Annotated in this window: 16 protein-coding genes; 9 read left to right on the top strand and 7 right to left on the bottom strand. The window is 61.2% G+C overall.

Going from position 1 to position 16,169, the window contains the following annotated elements; translation table 11 throughout:
- Nucleotides 1–397 precede the first annotated feature (397 nt).
- The 3 genes from VHD36_08815 (at nt 398) to VHD36_08805 (ending at nt 2,826) form a co-directional block, all read left to right on the top strand.
- Complete coding sequence (locus VHD36_08815; GenBank protein HVU87411.1) at nt 398–871, top strand: hypothetical protein; 474 nt, start codon at nt 398–400, stop codon at nt 869–871.
- 678 nt (nt 872–1,549) lie between these two features.
- The gene (locus tag VHD36_08810) at nt 1,550–1,912 is read left to right on the top strand and encodes a cupin domain-containing protein (protein HVU87410.1); all 363 of its coding nucleotides are present in this window, start codon (nt 1,550–1,552) and stop codon (nt 1,910–1,912) included.
- A gap of 329 nt (nt 1,913–2,241) precedes the next feature.
- Complete coding sequence (locus VHD36_08805; protein HVU87409.1) at nt 2,242–2,826, top strand: glutathione peroxidase; 585 nt, start codon at nt 2,242–2,244, stop codon at nt 2,824–2,826.
- A gap of 124 nt (nt 2,827–2,950) precedes the next feature.
- Here VHD36_08805 and VHD36_08800 read toward each other — a convergent pair whose 3' ends face one another.
- Nucleotides 2,951–3,499 (bottom strand): hypothetical protein, encoded by a 549-nt coding sequence (locus VHD36_08800; protein HVU87408.1) that lies wholly within the window; start codon nt 3,497–3,499, stop codon nt 2,951–2,953.
- A gap of 75 nt (nt 3,500–3,574) precedes the next feature.
- Nucleotides 3,575–3,913 (bottom strand): hypothetical protein, encoded by a 339-nt coding sequence (locus tag VHD36_08795; GenBank protein ID HVU87407.1) that lies wholly within the window; start codon nt 3,911–3,913, stop codon nt 3,575–3,577.
- 372 nt (nt 3,914–4,285) lie between these two features.
- Here VHD36_08795 and VHD36_08790 point away from each other — a divergent pair, with 372 nt between their 5' ends.
- From VHD36_08790 to VHD36_08770, 5 genes are all read left to right on the top strand, one after another.
- Nucleotides 4,286–6,493, top strand: a complete 2,208-nt coding sequence (locus VHD36_08790; protein ID HVU87406.1) for a DNA topoisomerase VI subunit B — start codon at nt 4,286–4,288, stop codon at nt 6,491–6,493.
- A 29-nt stretch (nt 6,494–6,522) separates the two neighbouring features.
- Nucleotides 6,523–7,686, top strand: a complete 1,164-nt coding sequence (locus tag VHD36_08785; GenBank protein ID HVU87405.1) for a DNA topoisomerase IV subunit A — start codon at nt 6,523–6,525, stop codon at nt 7,684–7,686.
- Between the two features lie 144 nt (nt 7,687–7,830).
- Entirely contained in the window at nt 7,831–8,079 is a 249-nt protein-coding gene (locus tag VHD36_08780) for a type II toxin-antitoxin system ParD family antitoxin (GenBank protein ID HVU87404.1), read from the top strand.
- A gap of 6 nt (nt 8,080–8,085) precedes the next feature.
- A complete protein-coding gene (locus VHD36_08775) occupies nt 8,086–8,391 on the top strand; it encodes a type II toxin-antitoxin system RelE/ParE family toxin (protein HVU87403.1) in 306 nt (101 codons plus the stop codon).
- A gap of 203 nt (nt 8,392–8,594) precedes the next feature.
- Nucleotides 8,595–8,870: a hypothetical protein gene (locus VHD36_08770; protein HVU87402.1), complete on the top strand. Its 276-nt coding sequence runs from the start codon at nt 8,595–8,597 to the stop codon at nt 8,868–8,870.
- 34 nt (nt 8,871–8,904) lie between these two features.
- On the opposite strand, the gene VHD36_08765 is transcribed toward VHD36_08770, so the two are convergent.
- Nucleotides 8,905–9,246 (bottom strand): P-II family nitrogen regulator, encoded by a 342-nt coding sequence (locus VHD36_08765; protein HVU87401.1) that lies wholly within the window; start codon nt 9,244–9,246, stop codon nt 8,905–8,907.
- A 113-nt stretch (nt 9,247–9,359) separates the two neighbouring features.
- Nucleotides 9,360–9,746 (bottom strand): ferredoxin, encoded by a 387-nt coding sequence (locus tag VHD36_08760; GenBank protein ID HVU87400.1) that lies wholly within the window; start codon nt 9,744–9,746, stop codon nt 9,360–9,362.
- Between the two features lie 556 nt (nt 9,747–10,302).
- On the opposite strand from VHD36_08760, the gene VHD36_08755 reads away from it, so the two are divergent.
- The gene (locus tag VHD36_08755; GenBank protein HVU87399.1) at nt 10,303–12,123 is read left to right on the top strand and encodes a leucine-rich repeat domain-containing protein; all 1,821 of its coding nucleotides are present in this window, start codon (nt 10,303–10,305) and stop codon (nt 12,121–12,123) included.
- Between the two features lie 444 nt (nt 12,124–12,567).
- Here VHD36_08755 and VHD36_08750 read toward each other — a convergent pair whose 3' ends face one another.
- The 3 genes from VHD36_08750 to VHD36_08740 form a co-directional block, all read right to left on the bottom strand.
- Nucleotides 12,568–14,250, bottom strand: a complete 1,683-nt coding sequence (locus VHD36_08750) for a hypothetical protein (GenBank protein ID HVU87398.1) — start codon at nt 14,248–14,250, stop codon at nt 12,568–12,570.
- A gap of 423 nt (nt 14,251–14,673) precedes the next feature.
- Nucleotides 14,674–14,895 (bottom strand): translation initiation factor IF-1, encoded by a 222-nt coding sequence (gene infA, locus VHD36_08745; GenBank protein ID HVU87397.1) that lies wholly within the window; start codon nt 14,893–14,895, stop codon nt 14,674–14,676.
- Between the two features lie 112 nt (nt 14,896–15,007).
- The coding region (locus tag VHD36_08740; GenBank protein HVU87396.1) for an aminotransferase class I/II-fold pyridoxal phosphate-dependent enzyme at nt 15,008–16,169 on the bottom strand (1,162 nt) is incomplete at its 5' end.

Below are 16,169 nucleotides of genomic sequence, written 5' to 3'. Positions count from 1 at the left end.
GCGCGGAGGCAATGCAAAATGCTTGTCGCGTCACGCGGCCGTCCGACACCGCGGCCAGATTCTCTTCCCGTTCATCACTCATCACTCCGCGCTCATCGCTTCTTCGACGCATCATTCATCATTTTGCCTTCTGCATTTTCTTCGCGCTCGGCGCAAACAAAAAGCCTGCCCGGGATTGCTCCCGGACAGGCTTGAGGGATTCACGCGTAGTTGTCGGTTACTCGCGGCTTAGTTGCGGCGAGCGACCGAGCTGGTCTGGACGTAGCGACGCTTGCCCTGGACGGAAGCCGACTGATCGGCAACCGGAGGAGCGGGGGGGACGTCGCTGCCCGACTCGGCAGCCGCACCGCCACCGCAGCTGCTGCAGCCACCGGCACAGCCGTTTCCGCAGCAGCTGTTGCTCTCGCAGCAGCTATTGCAGGTGTTGCAGCACGACTTACGGCAGTGGAACAGGCCACCTAGCAAACCACCGCAGCACTTCTTCTTGCAGCAGCCCGTGTTGCAGCAGCTATTGCAGGCCGGGGCTTCGCAGCAGGTCGGCTCAGCAGCGCAGCAAGCGGGTTCGCAAGCAGCGGCTTCGCAGCAGGTCGGCTCGCAGCAGCTCGAGGCACAGCAGCTCGACTTGCAGCAGCTGTGGCAAGCGAACAGGCCCTTGAAACCACCGAACAGACCGCAGTGCTTGTGGCAGCCACCGCAGCCCGAGTTGCAGCAGCTGTCGCAGCCACCGCAGGCCGGCGCTTCGCAGCAGGTCGGCTCAGCAGCGCAGCAAGCGGGTTCAGCGGCACAGCAGGTCGGCTCGGCCGCACAGCAAGTCGGTTCGCAGCAGCTGCTGCAGCAGGTGTTGCACCCGCCACAGCCACCCGAGCGGTAGCCGAGCATGCGATCCAGGAGCTCGAAGCCGAAGCTCTGGCTACACAAGCCTACGCTAAGAACAAGCGCTCCAAAAATCATGTTCCATTTCATCGACCAACGTCTCCTTTGCAACGAACTGAGGGCGGCAGTGCTTGCCGTACTGACGAACGCCACGGGTTACACCGTGCTGGGTCGAGCGGTTGATCGCTCGTTTGTGTGGGTGGTTCTTCCGTCGGGGGAGAACCGTGTTTCGCGGTGGGTGTAGTTGGCGGTCGCGAGCAGGGCAGCTGGGTCGGAACCCGCAGTTCAAAACCGTTCTTGCATCGAGGCCGTCGAACCATTCCTTGGCTCGATTAATAACTGGCGGCTGCTCAATGACTCCCTGACTTGCCTTTGCGGGCAGGTGTTCCTCGGTGAGGGACACTAGCGGTATCGGCAGCACTCTGGAAACCCCTTGAGCGAGCGGAAGTAATTTTCAGCAAATGGCTTAACGCTCCCAATGCGCAAAGATTTCCGTGACGGCAAGGTGGCCAAGCCTTGACGGTCATAGTGCCATCGCGCGATGGTGGCACGAGGGTGCGCGCGGATGGATTTTGTCCACGCCGCGGATTAGCTTTGTGCGCTGGAAGCTGCTGTGCTCAAACAACATGGCGCGGGGCGACCGCCGCGTGGACTAAGCGTGAGAAGGGCTCGTCATATGCCGCAAACAAGGTTGCGTCGCTACGAACTGGCAGACTTGACGCAGATTGCCCCCGTGCCATGCCCGTGCGGCCAGGCCCGCCGCGCCTTCGCCGACGTGACTGACTTTCCAGCCACCGTCCATCGCACCGAAATCTCGGCCGACGCGCAGTTGCACTATCACCGCGAGCACACCGAGACGTATTACATCCTCGAGTGCGCCGCCGACGCCAAGATGCAGCTCGACGAGGACCTGATTGCCGTCCATCCAGGGATGTCGGTGCTCATTCGGCCAGGATGCCGCCATCGGGCCGTGGGACGCATGACGGTGCTCGTGATCTCGATGCCCAAATTCGACCCGGCCGACGAGTGGTTCGACTAACAGCCTGTGGACAATTGGCCGTTTCGGCCCCGCTTCTGTAGCCGGCCTAATGCCCGGACTGCAGGGTGCCCTGTGGGCACCATGACCGCAAGTACTGTGCTAATCCCACAGGGCACCCTGCAGATTTCGGCGTCGAAGACCGTCACAGACTGCTTGCTGGCGAAGTGCTTGTGAGGGAGTTAGATTCGTAGGGCTGCCACGCCGTGCTGGAAGCGGGAAGAATCCCGCAGCCGTCGAGCGACGTATTAGTAGCCAGCAGATATGCGGACAGCCCGCAAAGTTCCGCTACTTTAAACCCTGCCCCCAGAATCCCCGAGGAGAAACCTGCCATGCGTAAAACGCTGTCGCACCTGACCGGAACGCTCGCTGCCGTGGCGATCGTTGCCCTGGCATCCGGATTGGCCCAAGGAGCGGAGAACGTGGCCCCCGCATTGAACTTCCAGATGAAGTCGCTCAACGGCAAGCCCGTCGATCTCTCGAAATACCAGGGCAAGGTCGTGATGATCGTCAACGTGGCCAGCCAGTGCGGGCTGACGCCGCAGTACAAGCAGCTCGAAGCGCTGCACGAAAAGTACGCCGATCAGGGCCTGGCCGTGCTCGGTTTCCCGGCCAATGAATTCGGCGCCCAGGAGCCCGGAACGGATAGCGAGATCTCGGAGTTCTGCACGAAGAATTATGGCGTGAAGTTCGACATGTTCTCGAAGGTCGTGGTCAAGGGCGAAGGCCAATGCCCTCTCTATAAGTTCCTGACCTCGTCCGAGACCGATCCGAAGTTCCCGGGCGATATCAGGTGGAACTTCGAGAAGTTCCTGCTCGACCGCAACGGCAACATCGTGAATCGCTTCGCCCCGACGGTGAAGCCCGACGCGCCGGAAGTCACTAAGGCGATCGAAGCGGCGCTCTCCGCGAAGTGAGTCGTTGAGGCGTTAGTTGCGATTCGCAAAAACACACAGGGCGGCTCGACCGTGGGTGAGTGGTCGAGTCGCCCTGTTCTCTTCTCGGCGGGATCGACGGGCGGGCGTTCGTGCTCCGTGGGGTCTACCAGGGACCGCGAACGTAGTAGATGCCGAACTGGTCCGTAGAATTGGGCCAGATCGGCGTCGGCAGGAATCCAACGCCACCACCCGCGACGCCAGGGCCGGGATAGTTGCGTCCAAACTGGTGACTGATCGGCACGACTTGCGTGTTGGTCACGCCCCAGTTGTACTTCGTCTGACGACCGGCATTCGGCGGGCAGACAAGCGCCACGGGCGTACCCCAATCGACGGCGCAGTAGGCGCCGTGCCAGTTGGTGAGCGAGGCACGATAGGCTTCGTTCGCCGCGCAATTCAGGTAACAAGGATGTTTTAGCGGCGGGCATGCACCGTATCCGTAGCAACCGGCGCCATACTGTCCGGTCGTGCAGCCGCTTTTTCCGCAAGCGCGGGGCGCGCCTTGAGGACAGCAGCCGTTGTATTGCGCGGGATTGTAGCTGGGCACCGCGCATTGCCCGGCTTGGCAATTGCACGGCGGATCGGCACGGACAATGGCCGGCGCGATGGCGCCGATGGCCAAGGCCAACGACATTAGTTGGAGATTTCGCGTCATGAGTCGGGGGAATCCTTTCCACGTCTTCCTGCCGAGCGGGGGGTCAGGAAGACGTCGGCCGCAAAACACGCCGGACTACCACCAGCAGACCTTTGTCTTGGTCATGCCACAATCGACAACGTTGTAGCGGCAGTAGCACCGGCAGTGCTTATAGAGAAACTCGTGCGGCATCAGCGGCTGGTACGTGATGTAGGTGTGGCCCACGAATTCGGGCGTGGGGCGCGGGGAGACATACAACTGGGCAGGCTGGCCTCCGTAGATGCTCGGACCGACATAGAAGTTGTAGAACAGGTCATAGCGCGGCCGCGGAGCGAGCAATCCGTCGGACGCTTGAACGCGCGCTTCGCTTACGATGGCGCAGGCGATGAGGATCGCGGCCGCGACCGTGGCAAAGCGCAAGGTGGGGACTCGCATGGCGGGAACGCTCCTTCCTGTGGGTCTCAGGTCGGCATCTCGGACTTTCGAGGCGTGCTGGTCGCGGGATTGACCATGCGCCTCTGGGCCGTTCACCGTGCGTCGGAATCGACGCCGCCGGCTCAGCCCAACAACAGATTCGGCCATGCCGAGAGCGCCGGGTTAGTCTTTGTATGAGGGATTTCTCAATCGACGGAAGTCTACGGCTGGTAAGGAGAAAGCCGCCTATAAAGTCCTCCGGACAACCGCTATAATCGCTACGGTCGGAACGACCGTCAGGCTTCATTTCGGCTCGTGAAACCTCGCGCCCGAAGAGTCGCCTCATTCGACCCATCTTTGCATCGAGCACCCGCGCAACTGTGGAGGTCCGCGTTGTCACGCGTTAAGCCCAGGAAGGCACCCAAGCATCCCTCACGCAACGGGGCGACGGACGCCCCTCTCGACGCGGAGAGAAAACTCGCGGCCGCGGAGGAATCACAGGCCGCCGAAGAATCAACCGCAGCCGACGTCGCCTCCGAACACCCCGCCGAGAGCAACGGCCATGCCGAGAAGCCCGAACGTGGCGGCCGCACCAAACGGCGTGCCACGGCCGAGTCGATGGCCGCCAGCCAGCGCGATATCTCGGTCAGCGAGTTCTTTGCCAAGAACCGGCACCTGCTCGGCTTCGACAACCCGCGCAAGGCCCTGCTCACCACCGTGAAAGAGGCCGTCGACAACTCGCTCGACGCCTGTGAAGAGGCCGGCATCCTCCCCGAGATCTGGGTCCACATTCAGCAGACCGGGCCGTCGCGCTTCAAGGTCGGCGTGCAGGACAACGGGCCGGGCATTCTGAAGACGCAGATCGCGAACATCTTCGGCAAGCTCTTGTACGGCTCGAAATTCCACCGTCTGCGGATGAGCCGCGGCCAGCAAGGCATCGGCATCAGCGCCGCCGGCATGTACGGCGTACTGACGACCGGCAAACCGGTGAAGATCATTTCCAAAGTGTCGCCGAAGAAGCCGGCGCACTACTTCGAAATCCAGATCGACACAAAAAAGAACAAGCCCGAGATCCTCAACGGCAAGGGGGAAGGGGTCGACATTCCGCCGGGCGAGGCGGGAGCCAAGGCGATCGAGAAGCACGGCATCGAGTGGGTGCCGCAGGATCACGGCACGCGGGTGACGATCGAACTCGAAGCCCGCTACACGCGCGGCCGCGGCAGCGTGGACGATTATCTGGAGCAAACCGCGATCGCGAACCCGCACGCGACGTTCCACTACCTCGACCCCGAAGATCAAACGCACGACTACGCGCGCTCGGCCGAGACACTGCCGGTCGAGCCCAAGGAGATCAAACCGCACCCGTACGGTATCGAGCTGGGCATGCTGGTCACGATGCTCAAGGACTCGAAGGCGCCGACCTTGTCGCAATTTCTGACCGGCAGCTTCTCGCGCGTCAGCTCACAGGTGGCGCGAAAGATTTGCGACACGGCGAAGCTTTCGGTCCGCGCTCATCCGCATCGGATCGGCCGGCACGAGGCCGACTCGCTGTACCAGGCGATCCAACAGACCAAGATCAGCGCGCCGGCCACCGATTGCTTGTCCCCCATCGGCGAAGAGCGAATGCTGAAGGGCTTGCACCACGTGGTGCCGGCCGAGTTCTACGTGGCCTCGACGCGGCCCCCCACGGTTTACCGCGGCAACCCGTTCCAGATCGAGGTCGGTCTGGCGTACGGCGGCGCCTCGACCGCGCAAAAGATTTCGCTCGAAGCCCTGACGGAATTGCTGGCCGAGAGCGACGCCCGCACCTTGCGGCAATTTCTGATCAGCACGTTTACCGGGTTTGGCGCCGAGGCGGCGGATAGGACCCTGGCCGAGGCCGAACTAGGCACGCGCGTCACGCCCGGCAAGCTCAAGCCGAAAGATATCGCCAAGCTGCACGAGACCTTGCGCACCGTGAACGTCGAAGACGGTCAAACGATGAACGTGCTGCGTTACGCCAACCGCGTGCCGCTGCAGTTTCAGCCGGCGGCCTGCGCCATCACGCAATCGATCTTGCAGATGAACTGGCGCAGCTACGGTCTGAGCCAGTCGCGCGGCTCGCTCCCTTCCGGTCCCGTAACGGTGCTCGCGCACATCGCCAGCGTGTGGGTGCCGTTTACCAGCGAATCGAAAGAAGCGGTCGCCTCGTATCCCGAGATTCAAAAAGAGCTGCGCCTGGCGCTGCAATCGGTCGGCCGCAAGCTGGGCATGTACATGCGCCGCCGCATGCGCGTAAAGCAAGAGGGTGAACGACGCAACATCTTCCTCCGCTACCTGGGCGAAGTCGCGCAGGCGGTCCAGACCATTAACGGCGCTGATAAGGACGAGCTGTACAAGCAACTGGTCGCCGTCGCCAAACGGAAAACCGCCGAGGCCGACGTCACGCTCGACGAAAGCGGCAAGCCGATCACCGAGCAGGAAGATGATTTCGGCGACAACGTGTTGATCATCGACCCGGCCACGGGCGCGCCCGTGTCGGCCGAGGCAAAAGCAGCCGAAGCCCCTGCCGCAGAAAGCACAGCGAAGCCGAAGCGATCACGGACGAAGAAAAGCTCTTAACGCACAATCAATGAATTAAGCAACACACCATGGCCAAACGCTCTACACGCCGCGCCGCCGGCGATACCGCGACGACAAAAACGAAGCCCGTCGCGCTCAACGACCGCGACAAGAAGACGATGGGCCAACTGGTCGGCATGGCCGACGTCGTGGCCACGACCGCCGCCAAGAAGCGCGAACCGCATCTGGATATTCCGGCCCGCGCCTTGTCGAACGTCAAGTACAACAAGAGCAAGCGGTTCCTCGAGATGGGCTCGAACACCAATCGCCGGCAATTGTTCAACCTGTCGCAAGCCAAGGCCTACATGCAGACCATGCTCGTGGCCAGCGGCTGCAAGGAATTGATCGAGCAGGGCAAGACACTCAGCCTGCGTGGTCTGTTCTATAAGAACAAACGCTCGATCGAGGGTGTGAAGGAAGAAACGTTCGACGAGCAAGGCGAGTCGGACACGATCATCGAAGACGTCGAGGTGACAATCAATGCTCTCCGCGAAGAGCTGCACTTGTATGCCGAGAAGCGCGGCGACATGGTCGGTCCGCTCGTGCTGGAGGACAAGGGAGACGAGATCGATTGCTCGCGCATGGGGTCGGGCGGATACGGCATTCCCTCGATCGTCGAGCCCGAGGTGATCAAGTTCAAGAAGTGCGACGCCAAGTTCATCCTGCACGTCGAAAAGGGAACCGTCTGGCAGCGCTTCAACGAAGACAAGTTCTGGAAGAAGCACAACTGCCTGCTGACCCACGGTGGCGGCCAGCCGCCGCGCGGCGTGCGGCGCATGCTTTATCGCCTGCACAACGAATTGAAGCTGCCCATCTATTGCCTCTTGGATAACGATCCCTGGGGCTATTACATCTACAGCGTGTTGAAGCAAGGGTCGATCAACCTGGCTTTCGAGTCAAAACGTATGGCGATCCCCGAGGCCCGCTACTTGGGCCTGCGATCGATCGACCTGGAGCGTTGCCAGCTCACTAATAGTGTGAAGATCAACCTCAACGACAACGACCGCAAGCGTGCCAAGCAGATTGCGGATTACCCGTGGTTCGCCGGCAAGAAGGCCTGGCAAAAAGAAATCAGCAAGATGCTCGACAACGGCTTCAAGCTGGAAGTCGAGTCGCTGATCTCGAAGGGAATTAGCTACGTCACGGAAGAATACGTGCCGGCCCGACTGAAGGAACAGGACTGGCTCGACTGAAGTGCGGAACGCTGAGTGATGGGTGCGGAGCAATAAGAGGTCCTGCGGCCGCTGGGCCAAGTGCCTCCAGTTCGCTAGTGGAAATCAGCTGCTTGCCGTCCTAAACGGAGGCGGCGTATGATTGATGGTCCAGGAGAAATCATCATGTCCTACGCATTCCCTCCCGATCTGCAGCGAGCTGTCGACGAGCGAATGGCCGCCGGCGGCTATGAATCGGCGGACGAACTGTTGCTCGACGCCGTTCGCGCTCTCGACCATCTGGAAAAGCAGTACCAGGAACTGCGTGCGGAGATTCGGGAAAGGCTCGATCGCCGCGGCAAGGCGCCCGCGCAACCGATTGACTTCGAGGCTTTCAAGGCGGAATTGCGGGCCACTTTACCAACTACGAAGTAGCGTAGGATGCCCGCTGTTCTATTCCTCCCCGAAGCGCGTGACGATCTCAGAGATATTTGGAACTACCTCATCGGCAATGCGTCGGTCGAACGCGCGGATGCTGTCTTGGACCGGGTGAAGGCTGCGTGCGATCGCTACGCGAGCCATCCGGAACTTGGAGAAGTACGGCACGACCTAGCGCCTGATGTGCGTTGCTTCACCACGGATTCGTTAGTGATCTTCTACGCTCCAACCTCTGACGGAATTCAAATCGTGCGAGTCATTCACGGCGCGCGCAATGTGGCGGCACAATTTCGCAAGCACGGCCGATGAAAAGGTGAGTTAGTAATGCCTTGCGGTGCGATTGAATCGCTCGCGCCCTGAAGCAGCGGCGGGAGTTTTGAAACATGTGTCCTATTGGCTCGTCAGCCGAGAGTCCGCACTTCCGCTGCTCGCTTTGCGGCAGTGATGAGCTACGGCGATCCGTGCCCGTTCCCCCGATTGCCTGCCCGCGGTGCGGGCGGCCTGTGGCTGATGTGAGCGGCGTTCTGATGCGGATGCCGCTGCCGGCGGCTCTGGTCGAGCTGTTGCCGGAGTCAGTCGCACGCGAGAATCGAATCGTGATATTTGACGAGACCGATCGCGAACTGATGATCGCCGCCGATCTACGGCGGTTGCACAACAGCCCCGAACTCGAATGGCTCGCAAAACTGCGATTTATTCTGAATCGCGAAATCCTGTGCGTGCACGCGACACGGCAAGCGATCGATTTCGCGATTGATCGCGACTATTGGGCGGACGACGACTCTTGAGGAGAATCGACGCTTTTCGAGCTGTGACCGCCCGTTACTTCCCCTTCGCGCTCGCTTTCCCGATGTCGATCACGCGGTCACAGGCCACGGCCGGCAGGACGAAAATCTTGCCGTCCCCCATGCGGCCCGTGCGGGCCACCTCGACGATGCGGCGCGTAATCTCTTCGACGCGCGCGTCTTCGACCCACAGGTTGATCTCGACCTTGGGGAGAAACGCCAGCGAGTATTCGCTGCCGGCGTATTGATCGAGATAGTTTTTCTGGCGGCCGTAGCCTTTCACTTCGCGGACGCTCACGGCTTCGAGCGGAGCCCGCTTCAGTCCTTCCAGGACCTTCTCGACCAGGTACGGCTTGACGATGGCGACAACCTGCTTCACGGCACGTGCCACTTTCGAAAATCGTTTGGTGCTTTAAGGGCACCAATACCGAAATCGTCGCACTGCTGGGCAAGCCAGCAGTGGCACCCAGATCGTGCAACGGGAAATCGCGACTAGCTGAAAAAGTTCTCGCCCGTCAGGTTCAGGTCGGGCCGTGTCACCACGTCCATGTCCCCCATCACCTTGGTGCGGCAAGCCAGCCGCATCGTGTCTTCGTTGCCGATGTAGGCGAACATCGCCGGCGACAGCGGGTTGTATTTGCAGGTGAACGTCTCGACCAGGCCCATCGGGCTGGCGTTTTCCTTCCCCTTGGTGATCAGCACCCGGCACGTGCCGCAGTGGCCGAACCCGTGGCAATTGAAAACTTCGTTCAGCTTCGCGCCGTAGCCGTTGATGCCGTTATAGAGCTTGATCCCGGCCTTCATCGCTTCCACGCGAAGATTGGCCCCCTCGGGCACCTGAACTTGCTTCTTCTCAGTGACGAAATTGACGATTGGCATCCCAAAACCCTGCGTAGCTAAAATCGAAACGGTTCGGAAAATGTGAAAGGAGAGGCTCTTGCGGCGCGTGGACACGACTCGACGATGGACACCCGTCACGACTGCTTTTGGCTGCCGGCCGCGGTGCCGCCGATGGGGTCTCGATACTCTAGCGTAACGCGCTTTGCGAGGGAACCACAGGGGAGCCCAGGAGAACTGCAAAGTCTGTAGCCGGGGTCTGCGACCCCGGAAGCGGCCCGTGAAATCCCGGCCTCACCGGAGGCCGGCTACAGAAGATACGCGCGCAGAACCTCAACTTTGCGGTTCTCCTGCAGAGGAGCCCGGAATTACCGGGATTTAAGCGGCAAAAGGGCAAGCTCTACCGCCCAGGGCCGTTTTGTTTTTCTGGCTGCGCAAGGATGCAGGCGAGACGCCTGCACCACAAAATGCCGACGCGAAATGACTTGTGGTGCGGCCGTCCCGGCTGCACATTTCCCCGACATTGGCTACGTAGAGCCCAAGAGTTCATCGCCGGCGCAAGGCGACGATTGCTTTTGGCGCAGGTTAAAATCAAGCCATGCCCGACGCGCCCTTTACCCACCGACCGCGATCCGCCCCGGCGGTTTTCGTTTCTCTTCGGTCAACAATCGCCGCTGCAGTATTCGGCCTGCTGATGCTGCCCTGGGCCTGCTCGGTGGCCGTGGCCGGCGACGAGACGGACGAGGCCGCGGCCGCCGCAAAGATCGAGTTGCTCGGCGGCCGGATCACGCGCGATAACTCGCAGCCGGATCGTCCAGTAATCGGCGTCGACTTCAGCCAACGGAGAAGGAGCAGCGTCCGATTCCTGGGCCTGCTCAAGGAACTTCGGCACCTGCAGACGCTCGACTTCACGGATTCCAACATAACGGACGACGGCCTGGCCCAGTTGGAGGGACTCGGCACTTTGACATCGCTGTCGTTGGACGGCGTCCCGATCGGCGATGAAGGCCTGCGACACGTCGGCAAGCTGACGAGCTTGAGAACGCTCGGCCTTCATGGAACCAATATGACAAACGCCGGCCTGCAGCCGCTGCGTGCGCTCAAGAACTTGACGACGCTAAGTCTTAGTTACAACGAAATCACCGACATCGGCCTCAAAGAAATTCGAGACTTTACCGAACTCACGGAGCTCAATCTCTCGGGAACGAAGATCACGGACGCCGGTTTGCGTGAGCTGGCTGCGCTGCCGAATCTCGCGACGTTGCGGCTTCGCTTTACAGGAATCACCGACACCGGACTGAAGGAACTGCAGCGCCTGAATAACCTCACCACGCTCGAGCTCAATTTCACCGACGTCTCGGACACCGGCATGAAGGAGCTCGTCGCGCTCAAGAGACTGGAAACGCTCGAGTTGTGGAAGACGAGGATCACAGACGAAGGGTTGAAGTCCATCAGTGCACTGAACAGCCTCCAGACGCTCAATCTCAACCAAACAAATGTCACCGACGCCGGACTGAATTGCCTAAGCAGCTTGCCGACATTGAAATCTTTGAACCTCAGCCACACGCAGATCGGCGACGTGGGTCTGAGAGTGGCAGCCGGGCTGACCGGTCTTGAGCATCTATACCTCGGGAGAACGAAAATCACGGACGTCGGGCTGAAAGAAGTGCCGAAGTTGAAGTCGCTCGCCACGCTCCAAATCTATGACACGCAGATCTCGGACGCCGGCCTGAAGGAACTGCGCTCTCTGACAAATCTGTCCAGGCTCGAACTGTCGGAGACCAATATCACGGACGTCGGCTTGAAGGAAATCGCGGGCCTAACGAATCTGACAACCCTCTACCTCGGCGCGACTCGAATCACCAATGCCGGATTGTCGCAGCTCAAGAACCTGCAGCGACTCGAGTCGCTTGGTCTATGGGAAACCAAGATCACCGACGCCGGGCTAAGCGAAATCCGTCACCTGCCAAACCTCGCCCTCCTCACGCTCGGCGATTGCATGATTACGGATGCTGGCCTCGCGGAAGTCGGGAATCTTAAAAACCTGACCACGCTCACTCTCAGCGGCTGTTCGATCACGAACGCCGGGTTGAAAGAACTAAGCGGGCTGTCGAAACTGAACATGCTCCGGCTCAACAACTCGGCCATCTCGAACGTCGACGACCTTGTTGGACTGAAGAATCTGTCCTTCCTCGATCTGAGCGGAACCGCGGTCACGGACGAAGCGCTTCCGGCGCTGGCGAATCTTACGAACCTGCGCATGCTCGACCTTAATGACACCGCAGTGACGGACGAAGGACTCAAAGACCTCAAGCAGCTAGGAAACCTCGTAAACCTCCTCATTCGTGGCACCCAAATCAGTGATGCCGGCGTGGGCGAGTTGCGCGGCGAACTGCCGGCGACGACCGTCGTCTACTAGGCGCAAAAAACGCTACGATCCACAGCCCGGGCAGTTTTGCACGCCTGGCAGAATGCAGGCGAGACGCCTGCACCACAAAAGGCCGACGCGAAATGACTTGTGGTGCGGCCGTCCCGGCTGCACATTCCTGCCCGACTTTGGCTACGTAGAGATTGCTTTTGGCGCAGGTTAAAATCAAGCCATGCTCGAAGCACCCATGACCCGCCGACCGCGATCCGCCCCGGCGGTTTTCGTTTCTCTTCGGCCAACAATCGCCGCCGCAGTATTCGGCCTGCGCCGCGTTGCCCGCGACCAAAGTGATCGGCAATGATGGGCTGGGCCGGTAGCATGCCCGCGCAATAAAAAACGGCACCGGCCGCACGTGGCGACCGATGCCGTTTTTGAGCAATCAACTTTTTGCGACTCATCAAGCGTCTGGCGACGCCCGACCTCGCCGCGGGCGTACTAAAAAGCTCCCAAGCCGCTTTGGGCGGCGGCCAGCTTCACGGCCGAGCCGAGGATCTTCAGGATCCCTTCTTCGGCCTCCAGGCGATACAGCGCACCGTTCTTGATCGGCTGCACGGTGAGCTGGATCTTGTCCTTGCCGCTCTCCTTCAAGGTCGCCGCCATGGCGCCGATGATCGGGTTGGCGTCTTCGGCCTTCGACATCAGCTTCAGAATCGGGGCGAGCGACACGGTCAGCTCGAAGGGCTTATCGGTGGTCTCGGTGACCCCTTCCGACTTGTCGATCACCTTCTTCAGCGTGTCGATCCCCTTGTTGCCAAGGGCCAGGAACGCGCTCTCCTTGCCGATGCCGACGGTGAGCATGAGCTTGTCGCCAAGCAGCTCCTTGACCAGGTCGGCGTTGTCGTCATCGTTGGGCACGTCGAAAGTGGCCGTGTGGAAGGTCACTCCCTTGTGCTTGTCGGCGTTCAGCTTCACCGCGTCGGCGGGAATTCCGCCGTCGTTCTTGGCCAGGTCGGCCAGCTTCTTGACGACCGCTTCCAGGCGGCTGGCGTCAGACACCAGTCCACCGGCGGCGAGCGTGAAAGGACCATCGCCGACGATCACCGCGCCGCCGTTGACGACCCCCTTCTTCACTGTGTCTTGCAACACGTCCATCACCTGGCCCACGACGTCCTTGACCGTCGCTTCGACCTGGTCGTTGCCGAAGTCCTGGTCGTCGATTTGCGACATGATCTGCTGCCGCAGCGAGTTGACCATGATCAGCGATTGATCGGTGTTTTCCGGCGACGCCTTGCTGTTGACGTGCAACGTGGCCACCGCGTCCGACATCAGGAAGCCCGCGAACTTCGACGGCGGCGCCGGCAGCGAGACCATTTGCTTGGCCGTGGGCGTGCCATCGGCGGCGGTCATCTGCAGGTCGAGGTACGTGCGGCGGGCGGCCTCGTCAATCGACAGGCCGAGCGTCAACTCGTCCAGCTCGTTGAGCGTCGTGACCAGCGTGTCCATCTGTTGCTGGGTCATCTTCGAGCGCTGCTCGAACTGCTCATCGCTTTCATCCGGACCTTGCTCGAGGCTCCCCTCGACCCCCATCTTGAACTGGTCGATAGCCAGTTGGCGGAAGACCTCGGGAATGTTCTGCACGTTCAGACGCACGGCCACGTCGTATTGCTTGTCGAGGCCGCCCAAGAGCTTCGTCGGATCGTCCGGCAGGCTCGACAGGCTGGCCGCGTCCTGGCTCAGGTAGCCATAGCCCTTGTGCTCCTTCAAGTAGAGCGGAATGGGCAGGCCGGCTTGGATCTTGTAAACGCCGTCTTCCTGATCGGGGTCGCCGAGGAAACCGGAGAGAGCATCGAGCAGCTTCTTCAGATCCGTGACCGGAACGAAACCCAGCAGTTGGAAGCTAAGCCCATCGGTGCTGGCTGCCAGGCCCCACGGCTTGGTCTTATCGAGACCGGCCAGTCCTTGGCCCTGCGTGAAGAACGTGATCATCCCTTCCAGGTTCTTGGCCAGGTCGGGACTGTCGGACAGTTTTCCGACGAACGCGATGTCGTCCATGATCCGCTGGTAACCGGCCAGCGAGACCACGAGGATCGGCTTCATGTCTCCCTGGGCCGCGGCGCGGCTGGCCGAGCCGGCCAGCAACAGGGCCACGGTCATCATCGACAACAAGGTTTTCTTCACGGCGAGAGTCTCCCAATGGTTTGTGAACGAATATTGCGAGCGGTCGAAACAATTGCTGGACCGCGAGCCGATTCCCGATGCCCGGCGTTATACCCGGCCAAAGAAGCCTTGGTTTTAACGAATATTCCGGCCCATGCTACCGGCGCAAGCGAAAAACTTGAGGGTCCGGAAGCCCTCCAAACCTAGGTCGCAATTTCCAAGCCGGAACCCGCTGGGCTGCCAAAAACCGCGAGAATTCGGGCCAGGGCGCCCCCTCGAAGCCAAGCGAGGCGAAATGCGGGTTCGCCAGGTGATTGCCCGGATGACAAACGCGTGACCAGAGCGTTGCGCCCGTAGTAGGGTGACGAGTGCTGGCGGGGGGCCTCTCGGAGAACAATTTGCCAGCCGCCGGGGCGTATGGCGTTTACCGCTCGCGCGGCCCCACTACCGCTCGCGAAACGTGATGCGGCCTTTCGTCAGGTCGTAGGGAGAGAGCTCGACCCGCACCTTGTCGCCCGGCACGATACGAATGAAGTTCTTTCGCATGCGGCCGGCCACGTGAGCAATGACGATGTGGCCGCCGTCGAGTGTTACGCGAAAGCGCGTATTCGCCAGGGCCTGCGTCACGACACCTTCGACTTCTAATGCTTCTTCTTTTTCCGCCATAGATGGCTCCGCAAATCACCTGACAAATCGCCTCGATCCGCCCGCCGCGAGCGCTTTAATATCATACCCCGCATGGCAGGGGCGTCTAGCACGAAACAGGTTTGCTCGGGACTCAGATTCCGGCCAGTCCCTCGGCCAAGGCCGCCAGCACGGCCTCGGTCGACTCGATTCCGAGCGACAGTCGGATCGTTCCGCCGGTGATGCCCAAGGCCGCGCGCGCCTCGGGCGTCATCCCGCGATGGCTGGTAACTTCGGGATGCGATAGCGTCGTGCTCAGGTCGCCCAGCGAAGGTGCGAACGGAATCGCCCGCGCCGCCTGAATGAATCGGTCGGCGGCCGCGCGCCCGTCGGCGAGCGTGAACGACACCATCGAGCCGAACCCGCCCAGGAATTGCCGCACCGCCAGCGCATGATCCGGATGCGCTGCAAGCCCCGGGTAGTAGACCGCCGCGACTTGCGATTGTCCGGCGAGAAAGTGTGCGGCGGCCAGCGCGTTGGCCGAAGCCCGGTCCACGCGCAGCGCCATCGTGCCCAGTCCGCGCCCGGCCATCCAGCAATCGAACGGGCTGGCCGTGAATCCGAATGTGGACAAGGCGGCCGGCACGCGCGTCCAATGCTTCTCATGACCGCACAACAGGCCCAGGCAGACGTCGCTATGCCCACTCATGATCTTGGTCAGGCTTTCCATGACCAGGTCGGCGCCATGATCGAGCGGCCGGCAAACCGCCGGGCTGGCAAACGTATTGTCAACGAGCAGCCGCGCACCGGCCGACCGAGCCAAGGTGGCAAGCGCCGTGATGTCGGGCACGCGCAAGAGCGGATTGGCAATCGTCTCGGCCACGATCAGTTTCGTTTCCGCCGCCAGGCTCGCCCGGACCGCGTTGAGATCGCAAACATCGACGACGGTGCTTTTGATTCCCAGTCGTGCGCACTCGGTCGTGAACAAGACGAGCGAACGGCCATAGAGCTGGTTGCTGAGCACGACGTGATCGCCGGCGGCAAGTTGCGACAGGGCCGCGACCGCCAAGGCTGCCATGCCCGAGGAGCAAATCACGGCGCGCTCGGCGCCGTGCAGAGCACGGCATTTCTCCGACAAGAGATCGGCATTCGGATGCCCGTCACGCAGATAGGCGTAGCCGGCGAGATGGCCCGATAGCAAAGCGTCGGCCTGTTCGATGCTCTCGCAGCGATAGACCGCCGCCGTGTACAGCGGAGCGACCAGCGGCTGCGTCGGCTGCGGCGGAAGCGACTCGGGGCGGGGGCAAATATCCTCG

Source organism: Pirellulales bacterium (genome assembly GCA_035546535.1).
Classification (GTDB): Bacteria; Planctomycetota; Planctomycetia; order Pirellulales; family JACPPG01; genus JACPPG01.
This window is presented reverse-complemented; position numbering and strand designations above follow the sequence as displayed.

Coding starts and splice junctions, on each gene's coding strand:
- VHD36_08810 (HVU87410.1), top strand. CDS start 1,550: ATGCCGCAAACAAGGTTGCGTCGCTACGAACTGGCAGACTTGACGCAG.
- VHD36_08805 (HVU87409.1), top strand. CDS start 2,242: ATGCGTAAAACGCTGTCGCACCTGACCGGAACGCTCGCTGCCGTGGCG.
- VHD36_08800 (HVU87408.1), bottom strand. CDS start 3,499: ATGACGCGAAATCTCCAACTAATGTCGTTGGCCTTGGCCATCGGCGCC.
- VHD36_08795 (HVU87407.1), bottom strand. CDS start 3,913: ATGCGAGTCCCCACCTTGCGCTTTGCCACGGTCGCGGCCGCGATCCTC.
- VHD36_08785 (HVU87405.1), top strand. CDS start 6,523: ATGGCCAAACGCTCTACACGCCGCGCCGCCGGCGATACCGCGACGACA.
- VHD36_08780 (HVU87404.1), top strand. CDS start 7,831: ATGTCCTACGCATTCCCTCCCGATCTGCAGCGAGCTGTCGACGAGCGA.
- VHD36_08775 (HVU87403.1), top strand. CDS start 8,086: ATGCCCGCTGTTCTATTCCTCCCCGAAGCGCGTGACGATCTCAGAGAT.
- VHD36_08760 (HVU87400.1), bottom strand. CDS start 9,746: ATGCCAATCGTCAATTTCGTCACTGAGAAGAAGCAAGTTCAGGTGCCC.
- VHD36_08755 (HVU87399.1), top strand. CDS start 10,303: ATGCCCGACGCGCCCTTTACCCACCGACCGCGATCCGCCCCGGCGGTT.
- infA (HVU87397.1), bottom strand. CDS start 14,895: ATGGCGGAAAAAGAAGAAGCATTAGAAGTCGAAGGTGTCGTGACGCAG.